Source organism: Pseudomonas anuradhapurensis, from assembly GCF_014269225.2.
GTDB lineage: Bacteria > Pseudomonadota > Gammaproteobacteria > Pseudomonadales > Pseudomonadaceae > Aquipseudomonas > Aquipseudomonas anuradhapurensis.
On the sequence record NZ_CP077097.1, the window covers coordinates 5,371,403 to 5,393,636 of the forward strand.

At 59.6% G+C, this 22,234-nt stretch carries 22 protein-coding genes; all 22 read right to left on the reverse strand.

All coding sequences use genetic code 11. The features are described from left to right. Positions 1 to 82: 82 nt before the first annotated feature. Complete coding sequence (locus HU763_RS24530; RefSeq protein ID WP_186683934.1) at positions 83 to 691, reverse strand: LysE family translocator; 609 nt, start codon at positions 689 to 691, stop codon at positions 83 to 85. Positions 692 to 1,198: 507 nt separating this feature from the next. Next, complete coding sequence (gene glmS, locus HU763_RS24535; RefSeq protein WP_186683933.1) at positions 1,199 to 3,034, reverse strand: glutamine--fructose-6-phosphate transaminase (isomerizing); 1,836 nt, start codon at positions 3,032 to 3,034, stop codon at positions 1,199 to 1,201. Positions 3,035 to 3,037: 3 nt separating this feature from the next. Then, positions 3,038 to 3,814: a DeoR/GlpR family DNA-binding transcription regulator gene (locus tag HU763_RS24540; protein ID WP_170033976.1), complete on the reverse strand. Its 777-nt coding sequence runs from the start codon at positions 3,812 to 3,814 to the stop codon at positions 3,038 to 3,040. Between the two features lie 279 nt (positions 3,815 to 4,093). Beyond that, the gene (glmU, locus tag HU763_RS24545; protein WP_186683931.1) at positions 4,094 to 5,461 is read right to left on the reverse strand and encodes a bifunctional UDP-N-acetylglucosamine diphosphorylase/glucosamine-1-phosphate N-acetyltransferase GlmU; all 1,368 of its coding nucleotides are present in this window, start codon (positions 5,459 to 5,461) and stop codon (positions 4,094 to 4,096) included. A gap of 112 nt (positions 5,462 to 5,573) precedes the next feature. After that, positions 5,574 to 5,999, reverse strand: a complete 426-nt coding sequence (locus HU763_RS24550) for a F0F1 ATP synthase subunit epsilon (protein WP_023383131.1) — start codon at positions 5,997 to 5,999, stop codon at positions 5,574 to 5,576. A gap of 44 nt (positions 6,000 to 6,043) precedes the next feature. Further along, positions 6,044 to 7,420: a F0F1 ATP synthase subunit beta gene (atpD, locus tag HU763_RS24555; protein ID WP_170033980.1), complete on the reverse strand. Its 1,377-nt coding sequence runs from the start codon at positions 7,418 to 7,420 to the stop codon at positions 6,044 to 6,046. 27 nt (positions 7,421 to 7,447) lie between these two features. Next, positions 7,448 to 8,308 carry a F0F1 ATP synthase subunit gamma gene (gene atpG, locus HU763_RS24560; RefSeq protein ID WP_170033982.1) on the reverse strand — a complete coding sequence of 287 codons (861 nt, stop codon included), beginning with the start codon at positions 8,306 to 8,308 and terminating at the stop codon, positions 7,448 to 7,450. Between the two features lie 48 nt (positions 8,309 to 8,356). Beyond that, positions 8,357 to 9,901 carry a F0F1 ATP synthase subunit alpha gene (atpA, locus tag HU763_RS24565; protein WP_087500987.1) on the reverse strand — a complete coding sequence of 515 codons (1,545 nt, stop codon included), beginning with the start codon at positions 9,899 to 9,901 and terminating at the stop codon, positions 8,357 to 8,359. Positions 9,902 to 9,922: 21 nt separating this feature from the next. Beyond that, positions 9,923 to 10,459, reverse strand: a complete 537-nt coding sequence (locus tag HU763_RS24570) for a F0F1 ATP synthase subunit delta (RefSeq protein WP_043214190.1) — start codon at positions 10,457 to 10,459, stop codon at positions 9,923 to 9,925. A 12-nt stretch (positions 10,460 to 10,471) separates the two neighbouring features. Then, positions 10,472 to 10,942 (reverse strand): F0F1 ATP synthase subunit B, encoded by a 471-nt coding sequence (locus tag HU763_RS24575; protein ID WP_023383136.1) that lies wholly within the window; start codon positions 10,940 to 10,942, stop codon positions 10,472 to 10,474. A 57-nt stretch (positions 10,943 to 10,999) separates the two neighbouring features. Further along, positions 11,000 to 11,257 (reverse strand): F0F1 ATP synthase subunit C, encoded by a 258-nt coding sequence (gene atpE / locus HU763_RS24580; protein ID WP_003097235.1) that lies wholly within the window; start codon positions 11,255 to 11,257, stop codon positions 11,000 to 11,002. Positions 11,258 to 11,401: 144 nt separating this feature from the next. Continuing rightward, positions 11,402 to 12,271 carry a F0F1 ATP synthase subunit A gene (gene atpB, locus HU763_RS24585; RefSeq protein WP_023383137.1) on the reverse strand — a complete coding sequence of 290 codons (870 nt, stop codon included), beginning with the start codon at positions 12,269 to 12,271 and terminating at the stop codon, positions 11,402 to 11,404. 16 nt (positions 12,272 to 12,287) lie between these two features. Then, the gene (locus HU763_RS24590) at positions 12,288 to 12,695 is read right to left on the reverse strand and encodes a F0F1 ATP synthase subunit I (RefSeq protein WP_008092225.1); all 408 of its coding nucleotides are present in this window, start codon (positions 12,693 to 12,695) and stop codon (positions 12,288 to 12,290) included. Between the two features lie 148 nt (positions 12,696 to 12,843). Next, positions 12,844 to 13,716, reverse strand: coding sequence for a ParB/RepB/Spo0J family partition protein (locus HU763_RS24595; RefSeq protein ID WP_170033983.1), 873 nt, complete (start codon positions 13,714 to 13,716; stop codon positions 12,844 to 12,846). Positions 13,717 to 13,725: 9 nt separating this feature from the next. Beyond that, positions 13,726 to 14,517, reverse strand: coding sequence for a ParA family protein (locus HU763_RS24600; protein WP_060499722.1), 792 nt, complete (start codon positions 14,515 to 14,517; stop codon positions 13,726 to 13,728). 18 nt (positions 14,518 to 14,535) lie between these two features. Continuing rightward, the gene (gene rsmG, locus HU763_RS24605) at positions 14,536 to 15,186 is read right to left on the reverse strand and encodes a 16S rRNA (guanine(527)-N(7))-methyltransferase RsmG (RefSeq protein WP_170033985.1); all 651 of its coding nucleotides are present in this window, start codon (positions 15,184 to 15,186) and stop codon (positions 14,536 to 14,538) included. Beyond that, entirely contained in the window at positions 15,183 to 17,075 is a 1,893-nt protein-coding gene (gene mnmG, locus HU763_RS24610; RefSeq protein ID WP_186683930.1) for a tRNA uridine-5-carboxymethylaminomethyl(34) synthesis enzyme MnmG, read from the reverse strand. Before mnmG ends, rsmG begins: the two co-directional genes overlap by 4 nt. 632 nt (positions 17,076 to 17,707) lie before the next feature. Beyond that, on the reverse strand, positions 17,708 to 19,078 hold the full coding sequence (mnmE, locus tag HU763_RS24615) for a tRNA uridine-5-carboxymethylaminomethyl(34) synthesis GTPase MnmE (protein WP_186683929.1): 1,371 nt from the start codon (positions 19,076 to 19,078) through the stop codon (positions 17,708 to 17,710). 86 nt (positions 19,079 to 19,164) lie between these two features. Further along, on the reverse strand, positions 19,165 to 20,847 hold the full coding sequence (gene yidC, locus HU763_RS24620; RefSeq protein WP_186683928.1) for a membrane protein insertase YidC: 1,683 nt from the start codon (positions 20,845 to 20,847) through the stop codon (positions 19,165 to 19,167). Positions 20,848 to 20,849: 2 nt separating this feature from the next. After that, positions 20,850 to 21,095 (reverse strand): membrane protein insertion efficiency factor YidD, encoded by a 246-nt coding sequence (gene yidD / locus HU763_RS24625; protein ID WP_075046823.1) that lies wholly within the window; start codon positions 21,093 to 21,095, stop codon positions 20,850 to 20,852. Continuing rightward, positions 21,088 to 21,492 (reverse strand): ribonuclease P protein component, encoded by a 405-nt coding sequence (gene rnpA, locus HU763_RS24630; RefSeq protein WP_170034354.1) that lies wholly within the window; start codon positions 21,490 to 21,492, stop codon positions 21,088 to 21,090. The genes yidD and rnpA overlap by 8 nt, the downstream gene beginning before the upstream one ends. Positions 21,493 to 21,505: 13 nt before the next feature. After that, on the reverse strand, positions 21,506 to 21,640 hold the full coding sequence (rpmH, locus tag HU763_RS24635; protein ID WP_003253163.1) for a 50S ribosomal protein L34: 135 nt from the start codon (positions 21,638 to 21,640) through the stop codon (positions 21,506 to 21,508). Between the last annotated feature and the right edge of the window lie 594 nt (positions 21,641 to 22,234).

The following is a 22,234-nucleotide window of genomic DNA, read 5'->3' on the forward strand; positions in this document are numbered from 1 at the left end:
CGTGGCTATCGCGATTACGACCAAGGTACGTGTCGCATGTGACATATAGATTGCGACTTTCGGATAAGTTCCATTCAGCGTTTTATTTGCTAGCCGACGCCATCAGAATACCAAAGCAAAAGAAGGTGATTCCGGAGAGCTTGCCGACGATTCGCGCGCCACGGTTGGTCGACAACCAGCCCCTGGCGCCATTGGCCATCAGCGCGTAGCCGGTGTGCACCAACACGACGAGCAAGGCATAGGACGAAACCAACAGGAAGAACTGCCGGTAGTAGTTGTCCTGGGGGCTGATGAATTGCGGAAACACCGCCAGGAAGAAGAATCCGGCCTTGGGATTCAGCAGCTGGATCGACAACGCTTCGACGAAGCGCCGCCAGGGTTGCGTGGCGGTCACGGCGAGCTCCGGGATGAAACGCTGGGTACGCCACATCTTCACGCCCAAGTACAACAAGTACAACGCGCCGACGTACTTGAGTACGGTGAACGCCGTTGCCGAGGTCGCCAGAACCAACCCCACACTACTGGCCGAGAGCCCAGCGACGATGAAAGCGCCCAAGGCGATACCGAAGATCCCCGGCAGGGCACCGCTCCAGCCATGGCGCAGGGCATTGGAGAGGGTCAGCACCACCCCGGGGCCGGGGCTCAATACGGTAAGGGTCGCGAGGATGAGAAACAGTCCATAACTGGCCATGCAAGGTGCCTCCTGGCAATCAACTCAACAGCTTCCGGGCGTCCACAACCTGTACTGCCAAGCAGCCCCGGTTAACAACGAGCCAGTACCGACCACGTGCAGTGACAGCTGCAGGCTGTGACAGCGCAGCCACCATCGCCCCCACAGAGGTGCGACCTTTAGATTGGCGTGAAGCACACAAGCTTACAAACGCTTTAATTGCGCCTCTGCTGTGACTTAATTAGACACCTATCCCCTTTCTCAGCTGGCACTGCCGCTGATTTGCTAGTGCTATAGCGTGTCGCCGGCATCGGGCCCAGGCGACTTTGACAGGTGAAAAGCTATCGCCAGTAGGACGCTGTGGCAGGAGACGAGCTATTGGAAAAGGCGTGGACGAGAGGCGAAGCGGGTTGCGGCGAGCGCAACAGAGGCAGGAAGTGCTTGTCGCCGAAGGGAGCCACGGGTGGCTCCCTCCCTTTGCGACAGCTTCAGTTATCAGAAACCAACAGCTGCAGAAACTGCAGCGCCTTACTCCACAGTCACCGACTTGGCCAAGTTACGCGGCTGGTCCACATCCGTGCCCTTGAGCACCGCCACGTAGTAGGACAGCAGCTGCAACGGGATGGTGTAGAGGATCGGCGCCAGGGCATCGATGATGTGCGGTACCTTGATCACGTGGGTGCCTTCGCCGTTGCTCATGCCGGCCTGCTCGTCGGCGAACACCACCAGCTCGCCACCACGGGCGCGCACCTCCTGCAGGTTGGACTTGAGCTTTTCCAGCAGTTCATTGTTCGGCGCCACGGTAACCACTGGCATATCGTTGTCTACCAGGGCCAGCGGGCCGTGCTTGAGTTCGCCCGCCGGATAGGCTTCGGCGTGGATGTAGGAGATCTCCTTGAGCTTGAGCGCTCCTTCCATGGCCACCGGGTACTGGGCACCACGGCCCAGGAACAGGGTGTGATGCTTGTCGGCGAACAGCTCGGCGGTCTTCTCGACGATGGCGTCCATCGCCAGCGCTTCGCCCAGGCGGGCCGGCAGGCGGCGCAGCTCCTCCACCAGCTCGGCCTCGACACCGGCTTGCAGGGTACCGCGCACCTGGCCCAGGGCCAGGGTCAGCAGCATCAGCGAAACCAGCTGGGTAGTGAAGGCCTTGGTCGAGGCTACGCCGATTTCCGGGCCGGCCAGGGTCAGCAGGGTCAGGTCGGATTCACGCACCAGCGAGCTGATGCCTACGTTGCAGATCGCCAGGCTGCCCAGGAAGCCCAGCTCCTTGGCGTTGCGTAGCGCTGCCAGGGTGTCGGCGGTTTCGCCGGACTGGGAGATGGAGACGAACAGGGTGTCCGCTTGCACTACAACCTTGCGGTAGCGGAATTCGCTGGCCACTTCCACCTGGCAAGGTATGCCCGCCAGTTCTTCCAGCCAGTAGCGGGCCACCATGCCGGCGTGATAGCTGGTGCCACAGGCAACGATCTGTACGTTACGCACCTTGGCGAACAGCTCGGCAGCCTGTGGGCCAAAGGCCTGGACCATGACGTGATCCTTGCCCAGGCGGCCTTCCAGGGTGCGCTGCACTACGCTTGGCTGCTCGTGAATTTCCTTGAGCATGAAGTGGCGATAGGTGCCCTTGTCGGCCGCTTCGGCGCCTTCGTGGTACTGCACGGTCTCACGCTGTACCTTGTGCCCGGCCTGGTCCCAGATGCTCACTTGGTCACGGCGGATCTCGGCGATATCGCCTTCTTCGAGGTACATGAAGCGGTCGGTGACCTGGCGCAGCGCCAATTGGTCGGAGGCCAGGAAGTTTTCACCCAGCCCCAGGCCGATGACCAGCGGGCTGCCGCTGCGTGCCGCCACCAGGCGGTCGGGTTGGTTGGCACTGACCAGCGCCAGGCCGTAGGCGCCATGCAGGCGCTTCACCGCGGCCTTGAGCGCATCGGTGAGGTCAGGAACGAGCTTGAGGGTGTGATGGATCAGGTGGACGATGACTTCGGTATCGGTCTGCGAACTGAAGACGTAGCCAAGGCCCTTCAGTTCCTCGCGCAGTTCTTCATGGTTCTCGATGATGCCATTGTGTACCACCGCCACCGTGTCGCTGGAGAAGTGCGGGTGGGCGTTGCCTTCGGTCGGCGCACCGTGGGTAGCCCAGCGGGTATGGGCGATGCCCAGCTGCCCGGACAGTGGCTCGGCGGCAACCGCAGCTTCCAGCTCGCTGACCTTGCCGATACGGCGGCGGCGCTGCAGTTCACCGTTCTGGGTGAGCACGGCCAGGCCGGCGCTGTCGTAGCCGCGGTACTCAAGACGCTTGAGGCCTTCGATCAGGATGGCTGTGATGTTGCGTTCGGCGACGGCACCAACGATTCCACACATGGTTTATTGCTCCTGGCTGATCGCGGCGCAGATCAGGTTGATGCCGCGGGCTTGAATTTGTTCGCGTGCCGCTGCGGGCAGGCGCTCATCAGTAATAAGGGTGTGCACGCTGCCCCAGGGCAGCTCAAGGTTGGGGATCTTGCGCCCGACCTTGTCCGACTCGACCATCACGATCACTTCTCGGGCGACTTCGGCCATGACTCGGCTCAGCCCGAGCAGCTCGTTGAAGGTGGTGGTACCCCGGCCGAGATCGATGCCATCGGCACCGATGAACAGCTGGTCGAAATCATAGGAACGCAATACCTGCTCGGCCACCTGGCCCTGGAACGATTCGGAATGGGGGTCCCAGGTACCGCCCGTCATCAGCAGCACCGGCTCATGTTCGAGGTCGCAGATGGCGCGGGCGACGTTCAGCGAATTGGTCATCACCACCAGGCCAGGCTGGCGCCCCAGTTCAGGGATCATCGCCGCCGTGGTGCTGCCACTGTCGATGATGATGCGTGCATGTTCACGAATACGGCCGACGGCGGCACGTGCAATGGCCTTTTTATAGGAAGATACGGGCTGGGCGGGTTCAGCGAGCAGCTCGTGCGGCACCGGGACTGCGCCACCATAACGGCGTAACAGGAGGCCGTTGGTTTCGAGGGCGGCCAGATCCTTGCGAATGGTCACTTCCGAGGTGGCGAAACGCTTGGCCAACGCGTCCACACTCACCTCGCCCTGCTCGCTGAGCAATGCCAGGATGTTATGCCGCCGTTGTGGTGTGTTTCGTTTCGACATTCGCGCCTAAGTTTCGATTCGAAAGATAATGCTTGCAATCAAAACCTAAGATGGGAGATTCGTCAAGCTGTGGATAAAAGCCGAAGATAAATGGCCAACCGCTGGAAGTGGGTTCGCCTGCGAAGAACCACCTGTGGCTGGCACCGGCTTTGCCGGTGTTCGCGGCTGAAGCCACTCCTACAGGAATTGTGCAAAACTTATCCAAAATGGATGGGCCGCCCACAAAAAAGCCGACTTATTCACATAAGTCGGCTGTTGATCGAACCAGCTGTGTATAACTCAGTTCTTCTTGATCTTCTCCGGCCGCTTCCAGCCCGCGATGTTGCGTTGGCGGGCTCGTGCTACCGCCAGGTCGCCAGCCTCGACGGTCTGGGTGATGGTCGAACCAGCTGCAGTGGTCGCACCCGCTTGGATATCCACAGGGGCAACCAGCGAATTGTTCGAGCCGATGAAGACATCTTCGCCCATCACGGTCTTGAACTTGTTGGCGCCATCGTAGTTGCAAGTGATGGTACCGGCACCGATGTTGGTGCGTGCGCCAATCTCCGCATCGCCCAGGTAGGTCAGGTGGCCAGCCTTGGCCCCCTCCCCCAGGTGCGCGTTCTTCAGTTCGACAAAGTTACCCACATGGGCCTTGGCCTCCAGCACGCTGCCCGGGCGCAGGCGGGCGAACGGGCCGGCATCGCTGCCCTCACCCATCACGGCGCCTTCGAGGTGGCTGTTGGCTTTGACCACCGCGCCCTTGCGCAGGGTGGTGTTCTTGATCACGCAGTTCGGGCCGATCTGGACGTCGTCCTCGATGACAACCTTGCCTTCGAGAATTACGTTGATGTCGATCAGCACGTCACGGCCGACGGTCACTTCACCGCGAACATCGAAGCGTGCCGGATCGCGCAGGGTCACGCCCTGGGCCATCAGGCGGCGGCCTTCGCGCAGCTGGTAGTGACGTTCCAGTTCGGACAGCTGGCGACGGTCATTGGCGCCTTGCACTTCCATAGGGTCGTGTGGCTGCTCGGTAGCCACTACCAGGCCGTCGGCCACCGCCATGGCGATGATATCGGTCAGGTAATACTCGCCTTGGGCATTGTTGTTCGACAGGCGACCCATCCAGTCAGCCAAGCGTGCGGCTGGCAGGGCAAGAATGCCTGTGTTGCCTTCCTTGATCGCTTTCTGCGCATCGTTGGCGTCCTTGTGCTCAACGATAGCGGTCACCTTGCCCTGCTCGTCACGCACGATGCGGCCATAGCCGGTCGGGTCGTCGAGGGTTACCGTGAGCAGGCCCAGCTGCTGGGAGTTGGCCTTGGCCAGCAGGCGCTGCAGCGTCTCCACTTCAATCAAAGGCACGTCGCCGTACAGCACCAGCACGGTGTCGGCAGTCAAGGCCGGCAACGCCTGGGCAACTGCATGGCCGGTGCCCAGTTGCTTGTCCTGCATGACGAAGTTCAGGTCGTCGGCGGCCAGGCGCTCGCGTACCAGCTCGGCACCATGGCCAATGACCACGTGAATACCTTGCGGCTGAAGCTGGCGCGCGCTGTGGATAACATGCCCGAGCATGGAATTGCCGGCTACCGGATGCAGCACCTTGGGCAGCGCCGAGCGCATGCGGGTACCTTGGCCGGCAGCGAGAATAACGATATCGAGTGACATTACTGGCTACCAATCCTGGGCGGTCAGTGAAATGACCGGTTCTAAGGTTGCAAAAAAGAAAAAGGGTAGCCGATGGCTACCCTTGTTCTCAATCTACATGAAGCCTGCGGAATTAACCGCCGAACTTCTTGCGGATCTGCTGGACGGTACGCAGCTGGGCTGCGGCCTCGGCCAGACGTGCGGATGCGGCACTGTAGTCGAAATCCGCGCCTTTCTCATGCAGGGCCTTCTCAGCTGCCTTGACGGCATCCTGAGCGGAGGCTTCGTCCAGGTCGGCTGCACGTTGCACGGTGTCGGCGAGTACCTTGACCATGTTCGGCTGCACTTCCAGGAAGCCGCCAGAGATGTAGAACACCTCGCGCTCGCCGCCCTGCTTGGTCAGCGTAATCGGACCTGGCTTCAGATTGGTGATCAGCGGCGCGTGGCCCGGAGCGATACCCAGATCGCCCAGGTTGCCGTGCGCAACCACCATCTCGACCAGACCGGAGAAGATTTCTCCTTCCGCGCTGACGATATCGCAATGGACTGTCATAGCCATCTGCTTGCCTCAACCTGATTAGCGCCCCTTTCGGGGCGCCGGGATTACAGTTTCTTGGCTTTCTCGATCGCTTCGTCGATGCTGCCGACCATGTAGAACGCTTGTTCTGGCAGGTGGTCGTAGTCACCTTTGAGGATACCGCTGAAGCCAGCGATGGTGTCTTTCAGGGAAACGTACTTGCCTGGCGAACCGGTGAAGACTTCGGCCACGAAGAACGGCTGCGACAGGAAGCGCTGGATCTTACGAGCGCGGGCTACCAGTTGCTTGTCGGCTTCGGACAGTTCGTCCATACCCAGGATCGCGATGATGTCTTTCAGCTCTTTGTAGCGCTGCAGAACATACTGAACCTGGCGGGCAGTTTCGTAGTGCTCGTTGCCGATCACGTTCGGGTCCAGCTGGCGCGAAGTCGAGTCCAGTGGGTCAACCGCTGGGTAGATACCCAGGGAAGCGATGTCACGGGACAGAACGACGGTGGCGTCCAGGTGGGCGAAGGTGGTGGCTGGCGACGGGTCGGTCAGGTCGTCCGCAGGTACGTATACGGCCTGGATCGAGGTGATCGAACCTTCTTTGGTCGAAGTAATACGCTCTTGCAGAACGCCCATCTCTTCGGCCAGGGTCGGCTGGTAACCTACTGCGGAAGGCATACGGCCCAGCAGTGCGGATACTTCGGTACCGGCCAGGGTGTAACGGTAGATGTTGTCGACGAACAGCAGAACGTCGTTACCTTCGTCACGGAACTTCTCAGCCATGGTCAGGCCGGTCAGCGCTACGCGCAGACGGTTTCCTGGTGGCTCGTTCATCTGACCGTAGACCAGTGCTACCTTGTCGAGAACGTTGGAGTCCTTCATCTCGTGGTAGAAGTCGTTACCCTCACGAGTACGCTCACCCACACCAGCGAACACGGAATAACCGCTGTGCTCGATGGCGATGTTACGGATCAGTTCCATCATGTTAACGGTCTTGCCGACGCCGGCACCACCGAACAGACCAACCTTACCACCCTTGGCGAACGGGCAAACCAGGTCGATAACCTTGATGCCGGTTTCCAGCAGGTCGTTGCCGCCTGCCTGGTCAGCGAAGGAAGGCGCCTTCTGGTGGATACCACGACGCTCTTCTTCGCCGATCGGGCCAGCTTCGTCAATCGGGTTGCCCAGAACGTCCATGATACGGCCCAGGGTGGCCTTACCAACAGGAACGGAGATGGCAGCGCCGGTGTCGACGACATCCAGACCGCGCTTCAGGCCTTCGGTCGAGCCCATCGCAATGGTACGAACCACGCCGTCGCCCAGCTGCTGCTGAACTTCCAGGGTGGTGTCCGCGCCTTGTACTTTCAGCGCGTTGTAAACACTCGGCACGACGTCACGTGGGAATTCCACGTCGATGACGGCGCCGATGATTTGAACGATACGTCCGCTACTCATAGCTGGATCCTCTGAATATTTGAACCGTTAAACCGCGGCAGCGCCGCCGACGATTTCCGAGATCTCCTGGGTGATCGCAGCCTGACGCGCCTTGTTGTAGATCAGCTGGAGTTCGCTGATCAAATCACCGGCGTTGTCTGTGGCGTTCTTCATGGCGATCATCCGGGCCGCTTGTTCAGCAGCGTTGTTCTCGACCACCGCCTGGTACACCTGCGACTCCACGTAACGCACCATCAAGCCGTCCAGCAGCTCTTTTGCGTCGGGTTCGTACAGGTAGTCCCAGTGATGCTTGAGATCCTGATCCGGGGTTGCCACCAACGGTACCAATTGCTCGACCGTCGGTTTTTGGGTCATGGTGTTGATGAACTTGTTCGAAACCACCGAGAGGCGATCGATGCGGCCGTCCAGGTAGGCGTCCAGCATCACTTTGACGGAGCCGATCAGGTCGTTGATCGATGGCTCTTCGCCCAAGTGGCTGATCGCGGCTACGACGTTACCGCCAAAGCTGCGGAAGAATGCCGCACCCTTGCTGCCGATCACGCACAGGTCGATTTCAACGCCCTGTTCGCGGTTTTCGTTCATGTCCTTGACCAGGGCCTTGAACAGGTTGGTGTTCAAGCCGCCGCACAGACCACGGTCACTGCTCACCACGATATAACCGGCGCGCTTTACAGGGCGCTCGATCATGAACGGGTGGCGGTACTCCGGGTTGGCGTTGGCCAGATGACCGATCACCTGGCGGATACGCTCCGCATAAGGACGGCTAGCAGCCATGCGCAGTTGTGCCTTGCGCATTTTGCTGACCGCCACTTTTTCCATGGCGCTGGTAATTTTTTGCGTGCTTTTGATGCTCGCAATCTTACTGCGAATCTCTTTTGCGCCTGCCATGTATCACCTATCAGGTTAGCAAGCGGGGGCCAGGGCCCCCGCTGCGGCTTACCAGGTCTGGGTGGCCTTGAACTTCTCGATACCAGCTTTCATGCCAGCGTCGATTTCGTCGTTGAAGTCACCCTTCACGTTGATCTTGGCCATCAGTTCGGCGTGATCACGGTTGAAGTAGGCGATCAGAGCTTGCTCGAAGCTGCCGACCTTGGAGACTTCTACGTCGGTCAGGAAGCCACGCTCAGCGGCATACAGCGACAGGGCCATGTCCGCGATGGACATTGGCGCGTACTGCTTCTGCTTCATCAGCTCGGTAACGCGCTGACCATGCTCCAGCTGCTTGCGGGTCGCTTCGTCCAGATCGGAAGCGAACTGGGCGAATGCAGCCAGTTCACGGTACTGAGCCAGAGCGGTACGAATACCACCGGACAGCTTCTTGATGATCTTGGTCTGAGCGGCACCACCTACGCGGGATACCGAAACACCGGCGTTAACTGCAGGGCGGATGCCCGAGTTGAACATGGCCGATTCCAGGAAGATCTGACCGTCGGTGATGGAGATCACGTTGGTCGGAACGAACGCGGAAACGTCGCCAGCCTGGGTTTCGATGATCGGCAGGGCGGTCAGGGAACCGGTCTTGCCAGTGACTGCGCCGTTGGTGAACTTCTCGACGTACTCTTCCGAAACGCGCGATGCACGCTCCAGCAGACGGGAGTGGAGATAGAACACGTCACCTGGGTACGCTTCACGTCCTGGCGGACGGCGCAGCAGCAGGGAGATCTGACGGTAGGCAACGGCCTGCTTGGACAGGTCATCGTAAACGATCAGGGCGTCTTCACCGCGGTCACGGAAGTATTCGCCCATGGTGCAGCCGGCGTAAGGAGCCAGGAACTGCAGCGCGGCCGATTCCGAGGCGCTGGCGGCAACAACGATGGTGTTGGCCAGGGCGCCGGCTTCTTCCAGCTTGCGCACAACGTTGGCGATGGTCGACTGCTTCTGGCCTACGGCCACGTATACGCAGAAGATGCCGCTGTTTTTCTGGTTGATGATCGCGTCGACCGCCATGGCAGTCTTACCGATCTGACGGTCACCGATGATCAGCTCGCGCTGGCCACGGCCAACCGGGATCATGGCGTCAACCGACTTGTAGCCAGTCTGTACAGGCTGGTCTACCGACTTACGCCAGATCACGCCCGGAGCGACCTTTTCGACCGCGTCGGTTTCGGTGGTGGTCAGAGGACCTTTGCCATCGATCGGGTTACCCAGAGCGTCGACGACGCGGCCCAGCAGGCCTTTGCCGACCGGAACTTCCAGGATGCGACCGGTGCACTTGGCGCTCATGCCCTCGGCGAGGGAGGTGTACGCACCCAGTACCACCGCACCTACGGAGTCTTGCTCCAGGTTCAGTGCCATACCGTATACGCCGCCCGGGAACTCGATCATTTCGCCGTACATAGCGTCGGCCAGACCGTGGATCCGTACGATACCGTCGGAAACGCTTACGACGGTACCTTCGTTACGGGCTTGGGAGCCGACATCGAGCTTCTCGATGCGACCCTTGATGATTTCACTAATTTCGGAAGGATTGAGTTGCTGCATTGCTCTGCTGCCCCTTCAAACTCAAGATTTCAATGCTTCGGCCAGTTTCGCGATCTTGCCGCGAACCGAGCCATCGATTACCAGGTCGCCGGCGCGGATGACGACGCCGCCGATCAGGCTGGCATCCTCCGACGCGTGCAGGCGCACTTCCCGGCTGAGCCGTGCACTGAGAACCTTGGCGAGTTTGTCTTGCTGTTCTTGGTTCAACGCAAAAGCACTGGTGACTTCCACGTCCACGGATTTTTCTTGCTCGGCCTTGTACAGGTCGAACAGGGCGGCAATCTCCGGCAGGAGCAGGAGACGGTCGTTTTCCGCGGCAACATGAATGAAATTCTGTGCCTGTGCATCGAACTTGTCACCGCACACTTCAATGAATGCGGCGGCCTTTTCTGCGCTTGTCAGTCGCGGGGCCTTGAGCAGGCGCTGCATGGTGTCGTCTTCCGACACCGCAGCAGCCAGGCCGAGCATGGCTGACCAATTGGCCAGTTGCTGATGGGCCTGGGCATGCTCAAAGGCAGCCTTAGCGTAAGGTCGGGCCAACGTGGTCAGTTCTGCCATGATCGCCCTCGCTTAAATTTCAGCGGCCAGTTTGTTAACCAGCTCCGCATGCGCGTTTTGATCGATTGTGGCGCCAAGGATCTTTTCAGCACCGCCAACAGCCAGGGCACCCACTTGGGCACGCAGGGCGTCTTTGACGCTGTTCAGTTCCTGTTCGATCTCGGCTTGAGCCTGAGCCTTCACACGGTCAGCTTCGACGCGAGCCTGTTCACGGGCTTCCTCGACAAGCTGAGCAGCGCGTTTCTTGCTTTGCTCAATGATTTCGGCTGCCTGTGCCTTTGCTTCACGCAGTTGCTGACCCGCTTTCTCTTGGGCCAGCTCCAGGTCGCGAGCTGCGCGGTTGGCAGCGTCCAAGCCGTCGGCAATCTTCTTTTGGCGCTCTTGCAGAGCAGTGATGACCGGAGGCCATACATACTTCATGCAGAAGAGTACAAAAATCAGAAAAGCAACGGATTGGCCAATCAGGGTTGCATTAATGTTCACGCCAACACCTCGCTCGGTCTTTGTCCATCACACCAATCAACTCGTGGAAACGAGTGATTAGCCGGCGATCTGACCAACGAAGGGGTTCGCGAAGGTGAAGAACAGGGCGATACCAACACCGATCATGGTTACGGCGTCGAGCAGACCGGCAACGATGAACATTTTGACCTGCAGCATCGGAACCATTTCAGGCTGACGAGCAGCGCCTTCCAGGAACTTGCCGCCCAGCAGGCCGAAACCAATGGCGGTACCCAGAGCACCCAGGCCGATCAGCAGAGCAACAGCGATAGCGGTCAGACCAACTACAGTTTCCATCTTTCCTCCCGACTTTTACGTCGTATTGGTTAGGTTTTTAGTTTGAAGCGGTAAAACAAATCGTTTGGTACAGCATGCCCTTGCGGACTTTTTAAGCCCTCCCCCCAAACGAGCGGGGAAGGCTATCAGACACGCCAGGCGGTCTTAATGGTTATCTTCGTGAGCCATCGACAGGTAGACGATGGTAAGCATCATGAAGATGAAGGCTTGCAGGGTGATGATCAGGATGTGGAACACAGCCCACGCCCACTGCAGCACCACACCCAGGCCGCTGAGCCACAGGATGCCGGCGCCGAACATCACGGCGATCAGGATGAACACCAGCTCGCCAGCGTACATGTTGCCGAACAGACGCAGTGCCAGCGAGATCGGCTTGGCGATCAGGGTGACGAATTCCAGCAGGAAGTTGACCGGAATCAGCAGGATCTGCACGAAGATGTTCTTGCTGCCGAACGGGTGCAGGGTCAGCTCACCGATGAAGCCGCCCAGGCCCTTGACCTTGATGCTGTAGAAGATGATCAGGGCGAACACGCAGAAGGCCATGGCCAGGGTCGCGTTCGGGTCGGTGGTCGACACGGCGCGGAACGGAATGTGCGGGTCACCGGAGATCAGGATGGCCAGCTGAGGAATCCAGTCGACCGGTACCAGGTCGATGGCGTTCATCAGGAACACCCAGACGAAAATGGTCAGCGCCAGCGGGGCGATTACCGGGCTACGGCCGTGGAAGGAGTCCTTCACGCTGCCGTTGACGAAATCCACCAGCACTTCAACGAAGTTCTGCAGGCCGCCAGGTTGGCCGGAAGTCGCCTTCTTGGCCGCCATGCGGAAGATGAACAGGAAGATCAGACCCAGCGCGACGGACCAACCCAGGGTGTCCAGGTGGAACGCCCAGAAGCCCATTGCCTTGGCTTCTGCAGCCGAATGGGCGAAGCCCCAGCTGCCGTCTGGTAGTTGACCGTAGGTCAGGTTCTGCAAGTGGTGCTGGATATAGCCCGAAGCGGTTTCTGCTGCCATGGTTGCCTCAAACGCCCTAAGGTCTCGAAAGTCTTTTATTCATCAGCAGGGGCGCGAACCAGCTGACCAAAAGGGTCAGCACGAAGACGCCGAATACTGCTAACGGCGCCAATGGCTTCACTCCTGCGAAGGTCAGTGCAAAAAGCACTGCCGTCAAAATCATCTTGCCTGCCTCGCCAGCGTAGAACGACTTGACGATGGCTTGTGCCGCCCGGGCTCCGCTGAAGCGAAAAGCCTTCCAGGCGAAGTACACATTGGGTAGCCAGGCAATCAAACCTCCGCAAAGGCCTGAATATCCACTGACCGCCCCTTTCCACTGCCACAACACCAAGGTTGCCAGCAGCAGTACGACGAATTGAGCCAGCAGTACCGGAAAAACCGCCCAGCGATGGAAAGGCAGGCGGTTTGGCGTGCGGATTTCCATCACAACTGCTCCTCGGAAGTCGACCAACAAGTCAGCTATGACTTGGCATAATTTGTGCCGACAAAATGCGCGCAGAGTATAGGGGTGGATTAACCCCTATTCAACTCTTCGTAGTGATTTCCGACTGCACGCTACAACAGGAATTGTTTCAGCGGATGTGAGCAAGCACACCTTGCAACTCGTCAAGCGAGTTGTAGCGAATAACCAACTGGCCTTTGCCCTTGTTGCCATGACGGATCTGCACGGCCGAGCCCAGGCGCTCTGCGAGACGCTGTTCAAGGCGTGCGATATCCGGATCAGGTTTGCTCGGCTCGACCGGATCAGGTTTGTCGCTGAGCCACTGACGAACCAGTGCCTCGGTTTGGCGCACGGTGAGGCCGCGTGCGACAACATGACGCGCCCCCTCTTCCTGACGGCCTTCTTCCAGCCCGAGCAATGCACGCGCGTGGCCCATCTCCAGGTCGCCATGGGCGAGCATGGTCTTGATCGCCTCAGGCAAGGTGATCAGGCGCAGCAGGTTGGCCACGGTTACCCGCGACTTGCCTACGGCGTCGGCCACCTGCTGCTGGGTGAGTTCGAATTCCTGCTGCAGGCGCTGCAGCGCCAGGGCCTCTTCCAACGGGTTGAGGTCTTCGCGCTGGATGTTCTCGATCAGCGCCATGGCGATGGCAGCTTCGTCGGGCACTTCGCGGACCATGGCCGGGATCTTGTCCAGGCCAGCCTGCTGGGTAGCACGCCAGCGGCGCTCACCGGCGATGATCTCGTAGCGGTTGTCGCCGATCGGGCGCACCACGATCGGTTGCATCACGCCATGGTTGCGAATCGAGTGCGCAAGCTCTTCCAGCGCCTCCGGGTCCATGTCCCGGCGCGGCTGGTACTTGCCACGCTGGATCAGCTCGACCGGCAGGTGTTGCAGTTCTTTCTGGTCGATCTTCACAGCCTGCTCTTCGAGCGCGCTGACGGAAGGACCACTGAGCAGTGCATCCAACCCACGTCCGAGACCCCGTTTCTTGACGGCCATACGGATTCCTTAAGTTGTTTGTGCAGTGCGTGATTGACGGCGTTGGCGGCGGACCAGTTCCCCGGCCAGGGCCAGATACGCCAGCGCGCCGCGCGATTGCTTGTCGTAGGCCAGGGCCGGCATGCCGAAGCTCGGGGCCTCGGCCAGGCGAATGTTGCGCGGAATGACCGTGTCGTACAGCTGCGGGCCGAAGTGCTCCTTCAGCTGCGCCGAAACATCGTTGTTCAGGCTCAGCCGCGGGTCGTACATGGTCCGCAGCAGGCCCTCGATCTTCAGCTCCGGATTCAACCGGGCAGCGATGCGCTTGATGTTATCCACAAGGTCACTGAGACCTTCCAGCGCGTAATACTCGCACTGCATCGGGATGATCACGCCATCCGAGGCGACCAGGGCGTTGAGCGTCAGCATCGACAGCGACGGCGGGCAGTCGATGAGGATGTAGTCGTAGTTGTCGCGGATCGGTGCCAGGGCGTTGCGCAGGCGGCTTTCCTTGACCTGCATTTCCAGCAGCACCACTTCGGCGGCAGTCAGGTCACGGTTCGCCGGCAGCAACTGGAAACCACCGTGCTCGGAGTAATGCATGGCCTGGGCCAGGTCGCATTCCCCGATCAACAGGTCGTAGACCGAGTGCTCGAGCTCGTGCTTGTCCACACCGCTGCCCATGGTGGCGTTGCCTTGCGGATCGAGGTCGATCAGCAGCACACGACGCTTGGTTGCGGCCAGCGAGGCAGCGAGATTGATACAGGTGGTGGTCTTGCCCACACCACCCTTCTGGTTCGCGATTGCGAATACCTTAGCCATTGTTGCGTGTGTTCCCAGTCATGCCTTGCGGCGCAGTATCAGCAGATGGCGCTGGCCCTGGCAACCTGGAACGGTCAGGGCCTGCTCGCTTTCCACTGTGAAGTCTGCGGGCAATGCTACCAGTTCATCGGCAGGATGCAGCCCCTTCATTGCAAGCCATTGCGTCCCGGTGTCGCCCAGGTGGCGGGTCCAGTTGGTGAAATTTTCCATGCTGCTGAAAGCGCGGGAGATGATCCCGTTGAACGGTTGCGCCGGCTGGAAGGCCTCGACCCGGCTGTGGATAACCGTGAGGTTGTCCAGCTTGAGTTCCATTTTCACCTGGGTCAGGAAGCGCGTCTTCTTGCCGTTGGCATCCAGCACCGTCACCCGCTTGTGCGGATGCAGGATAGCCAATGGGATGCCAGGCATGCCGCCGCCACTGCCGACATCCAGCCAGTTGTCACGTTCGCTGTGGATAAACGGCATGACGCTGAGGCTGTCGAGCAGATGACGCGACACCATCTCGTCGGGGTCGCGCACGGCAGTCAGGTTGTAGGCTTTGTTCCATTTGATCAACAGGGCCAGGTAGCCGAGCAGCTTTTCGTGCTGCTCGGCGCTCAGCTCGACACCGAGCTGGCGCGCACCTGTGGACAACTCTTCAGCGTGTTGCGGGGTGACCAGGGAACTCAAGCGCTTTGCTCCAATTCGCGGCCAGCGCCGCGTTTCTTCAAGTGAATCAGCAACAGGGAAATCGCCGCCGGAGTGACGCCAGGAATGCGCGAAGCCTGGCCGAGGGTTTCCGGACGGGTCTGGCCCAGCTTGCCCTGGATTTCCTTGGACAGCCCGGAAATGCCCGAATAATCGATATCCACAGGCAGGCGGGTGTCTTCGCTGGCACGCAAGCGAGCGATTTCATCCTGCTGCCGGTCGATGTAGCCGGCGTACTTGGTGCGGATCTCGACCTGTTCGGCGACCTGTGGATCGATCGCTTCGCCGCCGGTCGCCTCGATCAGACCGGCGTAGTCGATTTCCGGGCGGGCCAGCAGGTTGAGCAGGCTGTACTCGTGGCTGAGCGGGGTACCGAACTTATCCACAATGGCCTGGCCTTGCTCGGTGTTCGGCCGTACCCAGGTCGATTTCAGGCGTTGTTCCTCACGCTCGATGCCGTCGCGCTTGGCGCAGAAGGCGGCCCAGCGCTGGTCGTCGATCAGGCCGAGTTCACGGCCCTTTTCGGTCAGACGCAGATCGGCGTTGTCTTCGCGCAGGATCAGGCGGTACTCGGCACGTGACGTGAACATGCGGTACGGCTCCTGGGTACCCAGGGTGATCAGGTCGTCCACCAGCACACCGATGTAGGCCTCGTCGCGACGCGGGCACCAGCTGTCACGGCCCTGCGCCCGCAGGGCGGCGTTGGTACCGGCCAGCAGGCCCTGGGCGCCGGCTTCTTCGTAACCGGTGGTGCCGTTGATCTGGCCAGCGAAGAACAGGCCGCCGATGACTTTGGTTTCGAGGCTGTACTTGAGGTCGCGCGGGTCGAAGTAGTCGTACTCGATGGCATAGCCCGGGCGCACGATGTGGGCGTTTTCCATACCGCGGATCGAACGCACCAGTTCCAGCTGCACGTCGAACGGCAGCGAAGTGGAAATACCGTTGGGGTACAGCTCATGGGTGTTCAGGCCTTCCGGCTCGATGAACACCTGGTGGCTTTCCTTGTCGGCGAAGCGGTGGATCTTGTCTTCGATCGACGGGCAGTAGCGCGGGCCGACCCCTTCGATCACACCCGAGTACATCGGCGACCGGTCAAGGTTCGAGGCAATGATTTCGTGGGTGCGGGCGTTGGTGTGGGTAATCCAGCAGCTCACCTGGCGCGGATGCATCTCGGCATTGCCCATGAACGACATCACCGGAATCGGTGTATCGCCTGGCTGTTCGGTCATCACCGAGAAATCCACAGAACGGCCGTCGATGCGTGGCGGCGTACCGGTTTTCAGGCGCCCGACGCGCAGCGGCAGTTCACGCATGCGGTGGGCCAGGGCGATCGAAGGCGGATCACCTGCGCGACCACCGGAATGGTTCTGCAGACCAATGTGGATAAGGCCGCCGAGGAAGGTACCGGTGGTCAATACCACCGATTCGGCGAAGAAACGCAGGCCCATCTGGGTCACCACGCCTTTGACCTGGTCCTGTTCGACGATCAGGTCGTCGCAGGACTGCTGGAATATCCACAGGTTTGGCTGGTTTTCCAGGATTTCACGCACCACTGCCTTGTAGATGGCGCGGTCGGCCTGTGCACGGGTAGCGCGTACGGCCGGGCCCTTGCGGTTGTTCAGAACGCGGAACTGGATGCCGCTCTTGTCGGTGGCCAACGCCATGGCGCCGCCGAGGGCATCGATCTCTTTGACCAGATGGCTTTTGCCAATGCCGCCGATGGCGGGGTTGCAGCTCATGTGACCGAGGGTTTCCACGTTATGGGTCAGCAGCAGGGTTTTCACACCCATGCGTGCAGACGCAAGCGCAGCCTCGGTACCGGCATGGCCGCCGCCGATGACGATCACTTCAAAACGGGAAGGGAAATCCACCACGCACCTCGTGCCTGTTTTTGCGAATAGAGAAGGTAAGCGGACAAGTATAGGGACTTCACCCCCTTTAAAGAAACCGTCTGAGCAAATTTTGACCAGTCTGTGGATGAATGGCAGACAACAGAAATCAAAGAGGAAAAATTTAAAAAAGCTTTGTTTTTATGTTTATTCTTATGCACAGCCTTATCTGTGGATAAACTCACACAGCCCATGATTCACGCTACTTCGAGAGAAATTAAACCCTGTGGCTGGAGGGCCATGAGGGCTCTGGATAACGCGATTTAGCCTGTGGATTAAATGCCTGTTTACCCACAGGGCGGTTTGTCCTCAGAAAAAAAGCCTGCTTATCAACGGAGCTGAAGGCGAGTTTTCCACAGGGCTCCTGAACGCGTTTTCAACCTCGAGCAGGAAAATCATCGAGATAGCGGCCAGTACAGACAAGGAGAAAGCGGGCGAGACCGCGAAATATCGGTACAGCTACAGAATCTCAGGCTTTGTGAGGCGTTCTTCGTGGGCAGGCCCGTTCCCACAGGCACTCCGATCGCCTGGCCACGGGCATCTGCTGTGATGAAATTCAGGGCAAAAAAAAGCCGCTCCCGAAAGAGCGGCCCTTGGCCTTGCCTGGTTGTGGATTACTTGCCGATGCAGAAACTGGAGAAGATCCGCCCTAGCAGGTCGTCAGAGCTGAATGCCCCGGTAATCTCGCCCAAGGCCTGCTGTGCCTGGCGGAGGTCTTCTGCCAACAGCTCGCCTGCCCCGGCCAGCGTCAGTTGGGCACGGCCATGCTCCAGATGCTCGCTGGCCTGACGCAAGGCATCCAGGTGGCGTCGACGAGCGCTGAAACCACTTTCGGCTGTCTGCTCATAGCCCATGCAGGCCTTCAGGTGGTCACGCAACAGTTGCAGCCCCAGGTCGTCCCCTTTGGCGCTAAGGGTTATCGTCACATGCCCGTCATCACACTGCTCAAGCGCCACCGGCTCACCACTCAGGTCGGCCTTGTTGCGGATCAGCGTGACCTTGCCCGGGTCTGGCCGCTGGTCGAGAAATTCCGGCCACAGGGCGAAGGGATCGCTGGCCTCGGGCGCGGTCGAATCCACCACCAGCAGCACTCGGTCGGCCTCGCCAATGGCTTTCAGTGCGCGTTCCACACCGATCTTTTCCACATGGTCGTCGGTGTCGCGCAGGCCAGCGGTATCGACGACATGCAGCGGCATACCGTCGATGTGGATATGTTCACGCAGGATGTCCCGGGTGGTACCGGCGATATCAGTGACGATCGCAGCTTCCCGCCCGGCCAGCTGGTTCAGCAGGCTCGATTTGCCGGCGTTCGGCCGCCCGGCGATGACCACGGTCATGCCGTCACGCAACAAGGCGCCCTGCCCGGCTTCACGTTGTACTGTGGACAACGCCAGGCGTACTGCATCGAGCATCGACAGGACGTGGCCATCAGCCAGGAAGTCGATCTCCTCCTCAGGGAAGTCGATTGCCGCCTCGACGTAAATCCGCAGGGCAATCAACGCTTCGGTCAGGGAATGCACACGCTTCGAGAATTCCCCCTGCAGCGAACGCAGGGCATTGCGCGCCGCCTGGCTTGAGCTGGCTTCGATCAGGTCAGCGATGGCTTCAGCCTGGGCCAGGTCGAGTTTGTCGTTGAGGAACGCGCGCTCGCTGAATTCGCCCGGGCGGGCCAAGCGGCAGCCAACTTGTACACAGCGCTGCAGCAACATGTCCAGGACCACCGGGCCACCATGGCCCTGCAGTTCGAGCACGTCCTCACCGGTGAACGAATTCGGCCCGGGGAAGAACAGCGCGATCCCTTCGTCTAGCACCAGCCCTTCCTCGTCGCGGAACGGGCCGTAGTGCGCATGCCGCGGAGTCAGCGTACGGCCGGTTATCAGCTGCCCGGCCTTGGCAGCCAGAGGGCCGGACAACCTGACAATACCGACACCGCCGCGGCCCTGGGCGGTGGCGATGGCAGCGATGGTTTCACGCACAATGTTCATGCTCGAAAGCCTCTACGACAAAACGACAGATAGCAAAAACGCCCCACTAGGGGGCGTTTTTATTCACAGGCTAGCGCAGTAGCCTGTCAAGCAGCAGCTTTTTTGGTGGCTGCTTCGATGCTGCGGGTGATGTACCACTGCTGCGCGATCGACAAGCAGTTGTTCACAACCCAGTACAGCACCAGACCGGCTGGGAACCACAGGAAGAAGAAGGTGAAGATGATCGGCATCATTTTCATCACCTTGGCCTGCATCGGATCCGGTGGGGTCGGGTTCAGGCGCTGCTGGATGAACATGGTGGCGCCCATGATGATCGGCAGGATGAAGAACGGATCCTTGATCGACAGGTCGGTAATCCACAGCATCCACGGGGCCTGACGCATTTCCACGCTTTCCAGCAGTACCCAGTACAGGGCCAGGAATACCGGCATCTGTACCAGGATCGGCAGGCAGCCGCCCAGCGGGTTGATCTTCTCTTTCTTGTACAGCTCCATCATCGCCTGGGACATCTTCTGGCGATCATCACCGAAGCGTTCCTTGAGCGCAGCAAGCTTCGGTGCAACGGCACGCATGCGCGCCATCGAGCGGTAGCTGGCAGCCGACAGCGGGAAGAACAGACCCTTGATGAGCATGGTCAGGACGATGATCGACCAGCCCCAGTTACCCAGCAGGCTGTGGATATGTTGCAGCAGCCAGAAGATCGGCTGGGCAATGAACCACAGGAAACCATAGTCGACGGTCAGTTCCAGGCCTGGGGACAACTCTTTCAGCTTGGACTGGATTTTCGGGCCGGCGTACAGCATCGCGCTGGTTTCAACCTTGCCGCCAGCAGGCACGCTGAGGGCCGGGCCGGTGTAGCCGATGATGTAGTTGCCTTGGCTGTCCTTGCGGGTCTGGACAACGTTGCTGTCCGACTTGGCCGGAATCCAGGCGGTCACGAAGTAGTGCTGCAGCCAGGCAACCCAACCGCCGGACACGTTTTCTTTCAAATTACCTTTGTCGATGTCCTTCATCGAGACCTTTTTGTAAGGCTCGGAAGCTGTCCACAAGGCAGCGCCCAGGTAGGTCGCAGTGCCGGTGGCAGTGCTCGACGACGGGTCGGAGCTGGCATCACGCTTGAGCTGGGCAAACATGTTGCCGTTCCAGGCCTGGCCACTCTGGTTGTCGATCAGGTAAGTGACGGTCAGGTCATACTCACCACGCTTGAAGCTGAAGCGCTTGATGTAGTTGACACCGTTGTCGCTGAACTTCAGGTCGACCACCAGTTGGTCCTGGCCATCAGCCAGCTGGTAACCCTTCTGGTCGGCAGCGTACAGCGGGCGGCCAGTTGGGCGGGCGTCCGGACCGTTGACACCGGTCAGGCCGCTTTGTGCCAGGTAGACACGCTCGCCACCGTTATCGAACAGCTGGAACGGAATCTCCGGGTGGTCCTGGCGACGTGGGAACTTCGGCAGGTTCAGCTGGACGATGTCACCACCGACCGGATCGATAGCCAGGTCCAGGACATCGGTCTTGACCCGGATCAGGTCCTTGCTGACCGCAACCGGTGCCAGTTCGGCAGCGCTGGTTTCGGCATTGGCGCTCGGCACATCGGCGCTGGCGCCGGCATTACCGGCCGGTACGCCATCCGGCAGGCCCGGGGCAACAGTGCTGGCAGCAGTATTCTGAGTCGGCAGGGCAGCCTGGCCGTAGTCCTGGTTCCACTTGAGGACCATGACGTAGGACACGATTGCCAGGGCGACGATCAGGATCGTGCGTTTAATATCCATGATTACTCGGCTATCGAAGAAGTTCGGGAGGAAGGAGCGGGAGGAACGGGATCGAAACCGCCGTCGTTCCACGGATGACAACGCCCCAGGCGACGAACGGCTAGCCACCCACCACGCCAGAGGCCGTGGTTTTCAATGGCTTCATAAGCGTAACAGGAGCAACTGGGGAAGAAACGACAGTGACTGGCCATCAGAGGACTAATGGCGTAACGGTAAAACTGGATCGGAACGAGGGCCAGTTTACGCATCTTGGCTGTCTACCCCTGCGGAATCGGCGGTAACTGCTGGAGCGGGCCGGCTGCGCGCCAGGCGTTTCCAGAGTTTGCCAAAGTGTTGGTGCAATTCCGGGTTTTCTATCTCACCCAATCCCTTGCGCGCGACGATCACGATGTCCAGCCCGGCAAGCAAATGCTGGTTCAGACGAAAGGAATCGCGCATCAAGCGCTTGAGGCGGTTGCGTTGAACGGCGAGCTTGACGCTCTTCTTTCCGATTACCAGGCCTAGGCGTGGGTGATCGAGGCCGTTCTCGCGAGCAAGGATCAGCAGGTTTTTCCCTGGAACCTTGCCGGTTGGGGAGTCGAAGACCGCTTTGAAATGCCGGGGTGTAAGCAGTCGCTTTTCCCGACTGAAGTCCTGACTCACCACCTGTGCCGAAAAATCAAATGGCCAGACGCTTACGGCCTTTGGCACGACGACGCGACAGAACAGCGCGGCCGTTCTTGGTAGCCATACGGGCACGGAAGCCGTGGGTGCGCGCGCGCTTGATGGTGCTTGGTTGGAAAGTACGTTTCATGGCGTGTTACCTGGTTTGTCGACGACGGGCCGGGATGGCCCCCTTTTTAAGAGACCGGCGATTCTAGAGAAAGCAAGCCCATAGGTCAATTTCCAACCAGCCTTTCCATATAGAGCGTGTGATGGACGGTGGCTCAATCTGGCATCACCAAGGTGCTTGATCGGACAGCGACATTGGGGACAACATGAAAAAAAAGAAGAGACATATAAAAAGCTTTTCTGAAGAACTTATAGATCTTAGGTGGATAACCTTCTGTGGATAACCTTGTGTAGCCCAGTAAAATCAATGCGTGCAGCGTTTCATAACTGTGTTTTCAACCGGTGCTGCGCTTGTTTTGTTCGTGGTCGAAAGCTGTGGATTAAATCAGTCGTTATCCACAGATGAGTTATCAACAGGGTGGCGCTCAGGGTTGTGCATAGCCCTCAAGGGCGTTTATCCACAGGGCTTATTCACACCGAGGCGAAGCCGTTTTGGTCGATAAATGGCTGTTTTGTCATGGCTCCTAACGTGTCCACATGTGGATAACTGGGCGCTCGACCGGTACAATGGCGGTTTGTTTTTGCCTCATCCGGCTTTCAAACTCAGGGGAAATCC

What these genes read in the sequence shown, in the direction of transcription:
- HU763_RS24530 (WP_186683934.1), bottom strand. Translation starts at nt 691, where the DNA reads ATGGCCAGTTATGGACTGTTTCTCATCCTCGCGACCCTTACCGTATTG.
- glmS (WP_186683933.1), bottom strand. Translation starts at nt 3,034, where the DNA reads ATGTGTGGAATCGTTGGTGCCGTCGCCGAACGCAACATCACAGCCATC.
- HU763_RS24540 (WP_170033976.1), bottom strand. Translation starts at nt 3,814, where the DNA reads ATGTCGAAACGAAACACACCACAACGGCGGCATAACATCCTGGCATTG.
- glmU (WP_186683931.1), bottom strand. Translation starts at nt 5,461, where the DNA reads ATGTCACTCGATATCGTTATTCTCGCTGCCGGCCAAGGTACCCGCATG.
- HU763_RS24550 (WP_023383131.1), bottom strand. Translation starts at nt 5,999, where the DNA reads ATGGCTATGACAGTCCATTGCGATATCGTCAGCGCGGAAGGAGAAATC.
- atpD (WP_170033980.1), bottom strand. Translation starts at nt 7,420, where the DNA reads ATGAGTAGCGGACGTATCGTTCAAATCATCGGCGCCGTCATCGACGTG.
- atpG (WP_170033982.1), bottom strand. Translation starts at nt 8,308, where the DNA reads ATGGCAGGCGCAAAAGAGATTCGCAGTAAGATTGCGAGCATCAAAAGC.
- atpA (WP_087500987.1), bottom strand. Translation starts at nt 9,901, where the DNA reads ATGCAGCAACTCAATCCTTCCGAAATTAGTGAAATCATCAAGGGTCGC.
- HU763_RS24570 (WP_043214190.1), bottom strand. Translation starts at nt 10,459, where the DNA reads ATGGCAGAACTGACCACGTTGGCCCGACCTTACGCTAAGGCTGCCTTT.
- atpE (WP_003097235.1), bottom strand. Translation starts at nt 11,257, where the DNA reads ATGGAAACTGTAGTTGGTCTGACCGCTATCGCTGTTGCTCTGCTGATC.
- atpB (WP_023383137.1), bottom strand. Translation starts at nt 12,271, where the DNA reads ATGGCAGCAGAAACCGCTTCGGGCTATATCCAGCACCACTTGCAGAAC.
- HU763_RS24590 (WP_008092225.1), bottom strand. Translation starts at nt 12,695, where the DNA reads ATGGAAATCCGCACGCCAAACCGCCTGCCTTTCCATCGCTGGGCGGTT.
- HU763_RS24595 (WP_170033983.1), bottom strand. Translation starts at nt 13,716, where the DNA reads ATGGCCGTCAAGAAACGGGGTCTCGGACGTGGGTTGGATGCACTGCTC.
- HU763_RS24600 (WP_060499722.1), bottom strand. Translation starts at nt 14,517, where the DNA reads ATGGCTAAGGTATTCGCAATCGCGAACCAGAAGGGTGGTGTGGGCAAG.
- mnmE (WP_186683929.1), bottom strand. Translation starts at nt 19,078, where the DNA reads ATGAACATTGTGCGTGAAACCATCGCTGCCATCGCCACCGCCCAGGGC.
- yidC (WP_186683928.1), bottom strand. Translation starts at nt 20,847, where the DNA reads ATGGATATTAAACGCACGATCCTGATCGTCGCCCTGGCAATCGTGTCC.
- yidD (WP_075046823.1), bottom strand. Translation starts at nt 21,095, where the DNA reads ATGCGTAAACTGGCCCTCGTTCCGATCCAGTTTTACCGTTACGCCATT.
- rpmH (WP_003253163.1), bottom strand. Translation starts at nt 21,640, where the DNA reads ATGAAACGTACTTTCCAACCAAGCACCATCAAGCGCGCGCGCACCCAC.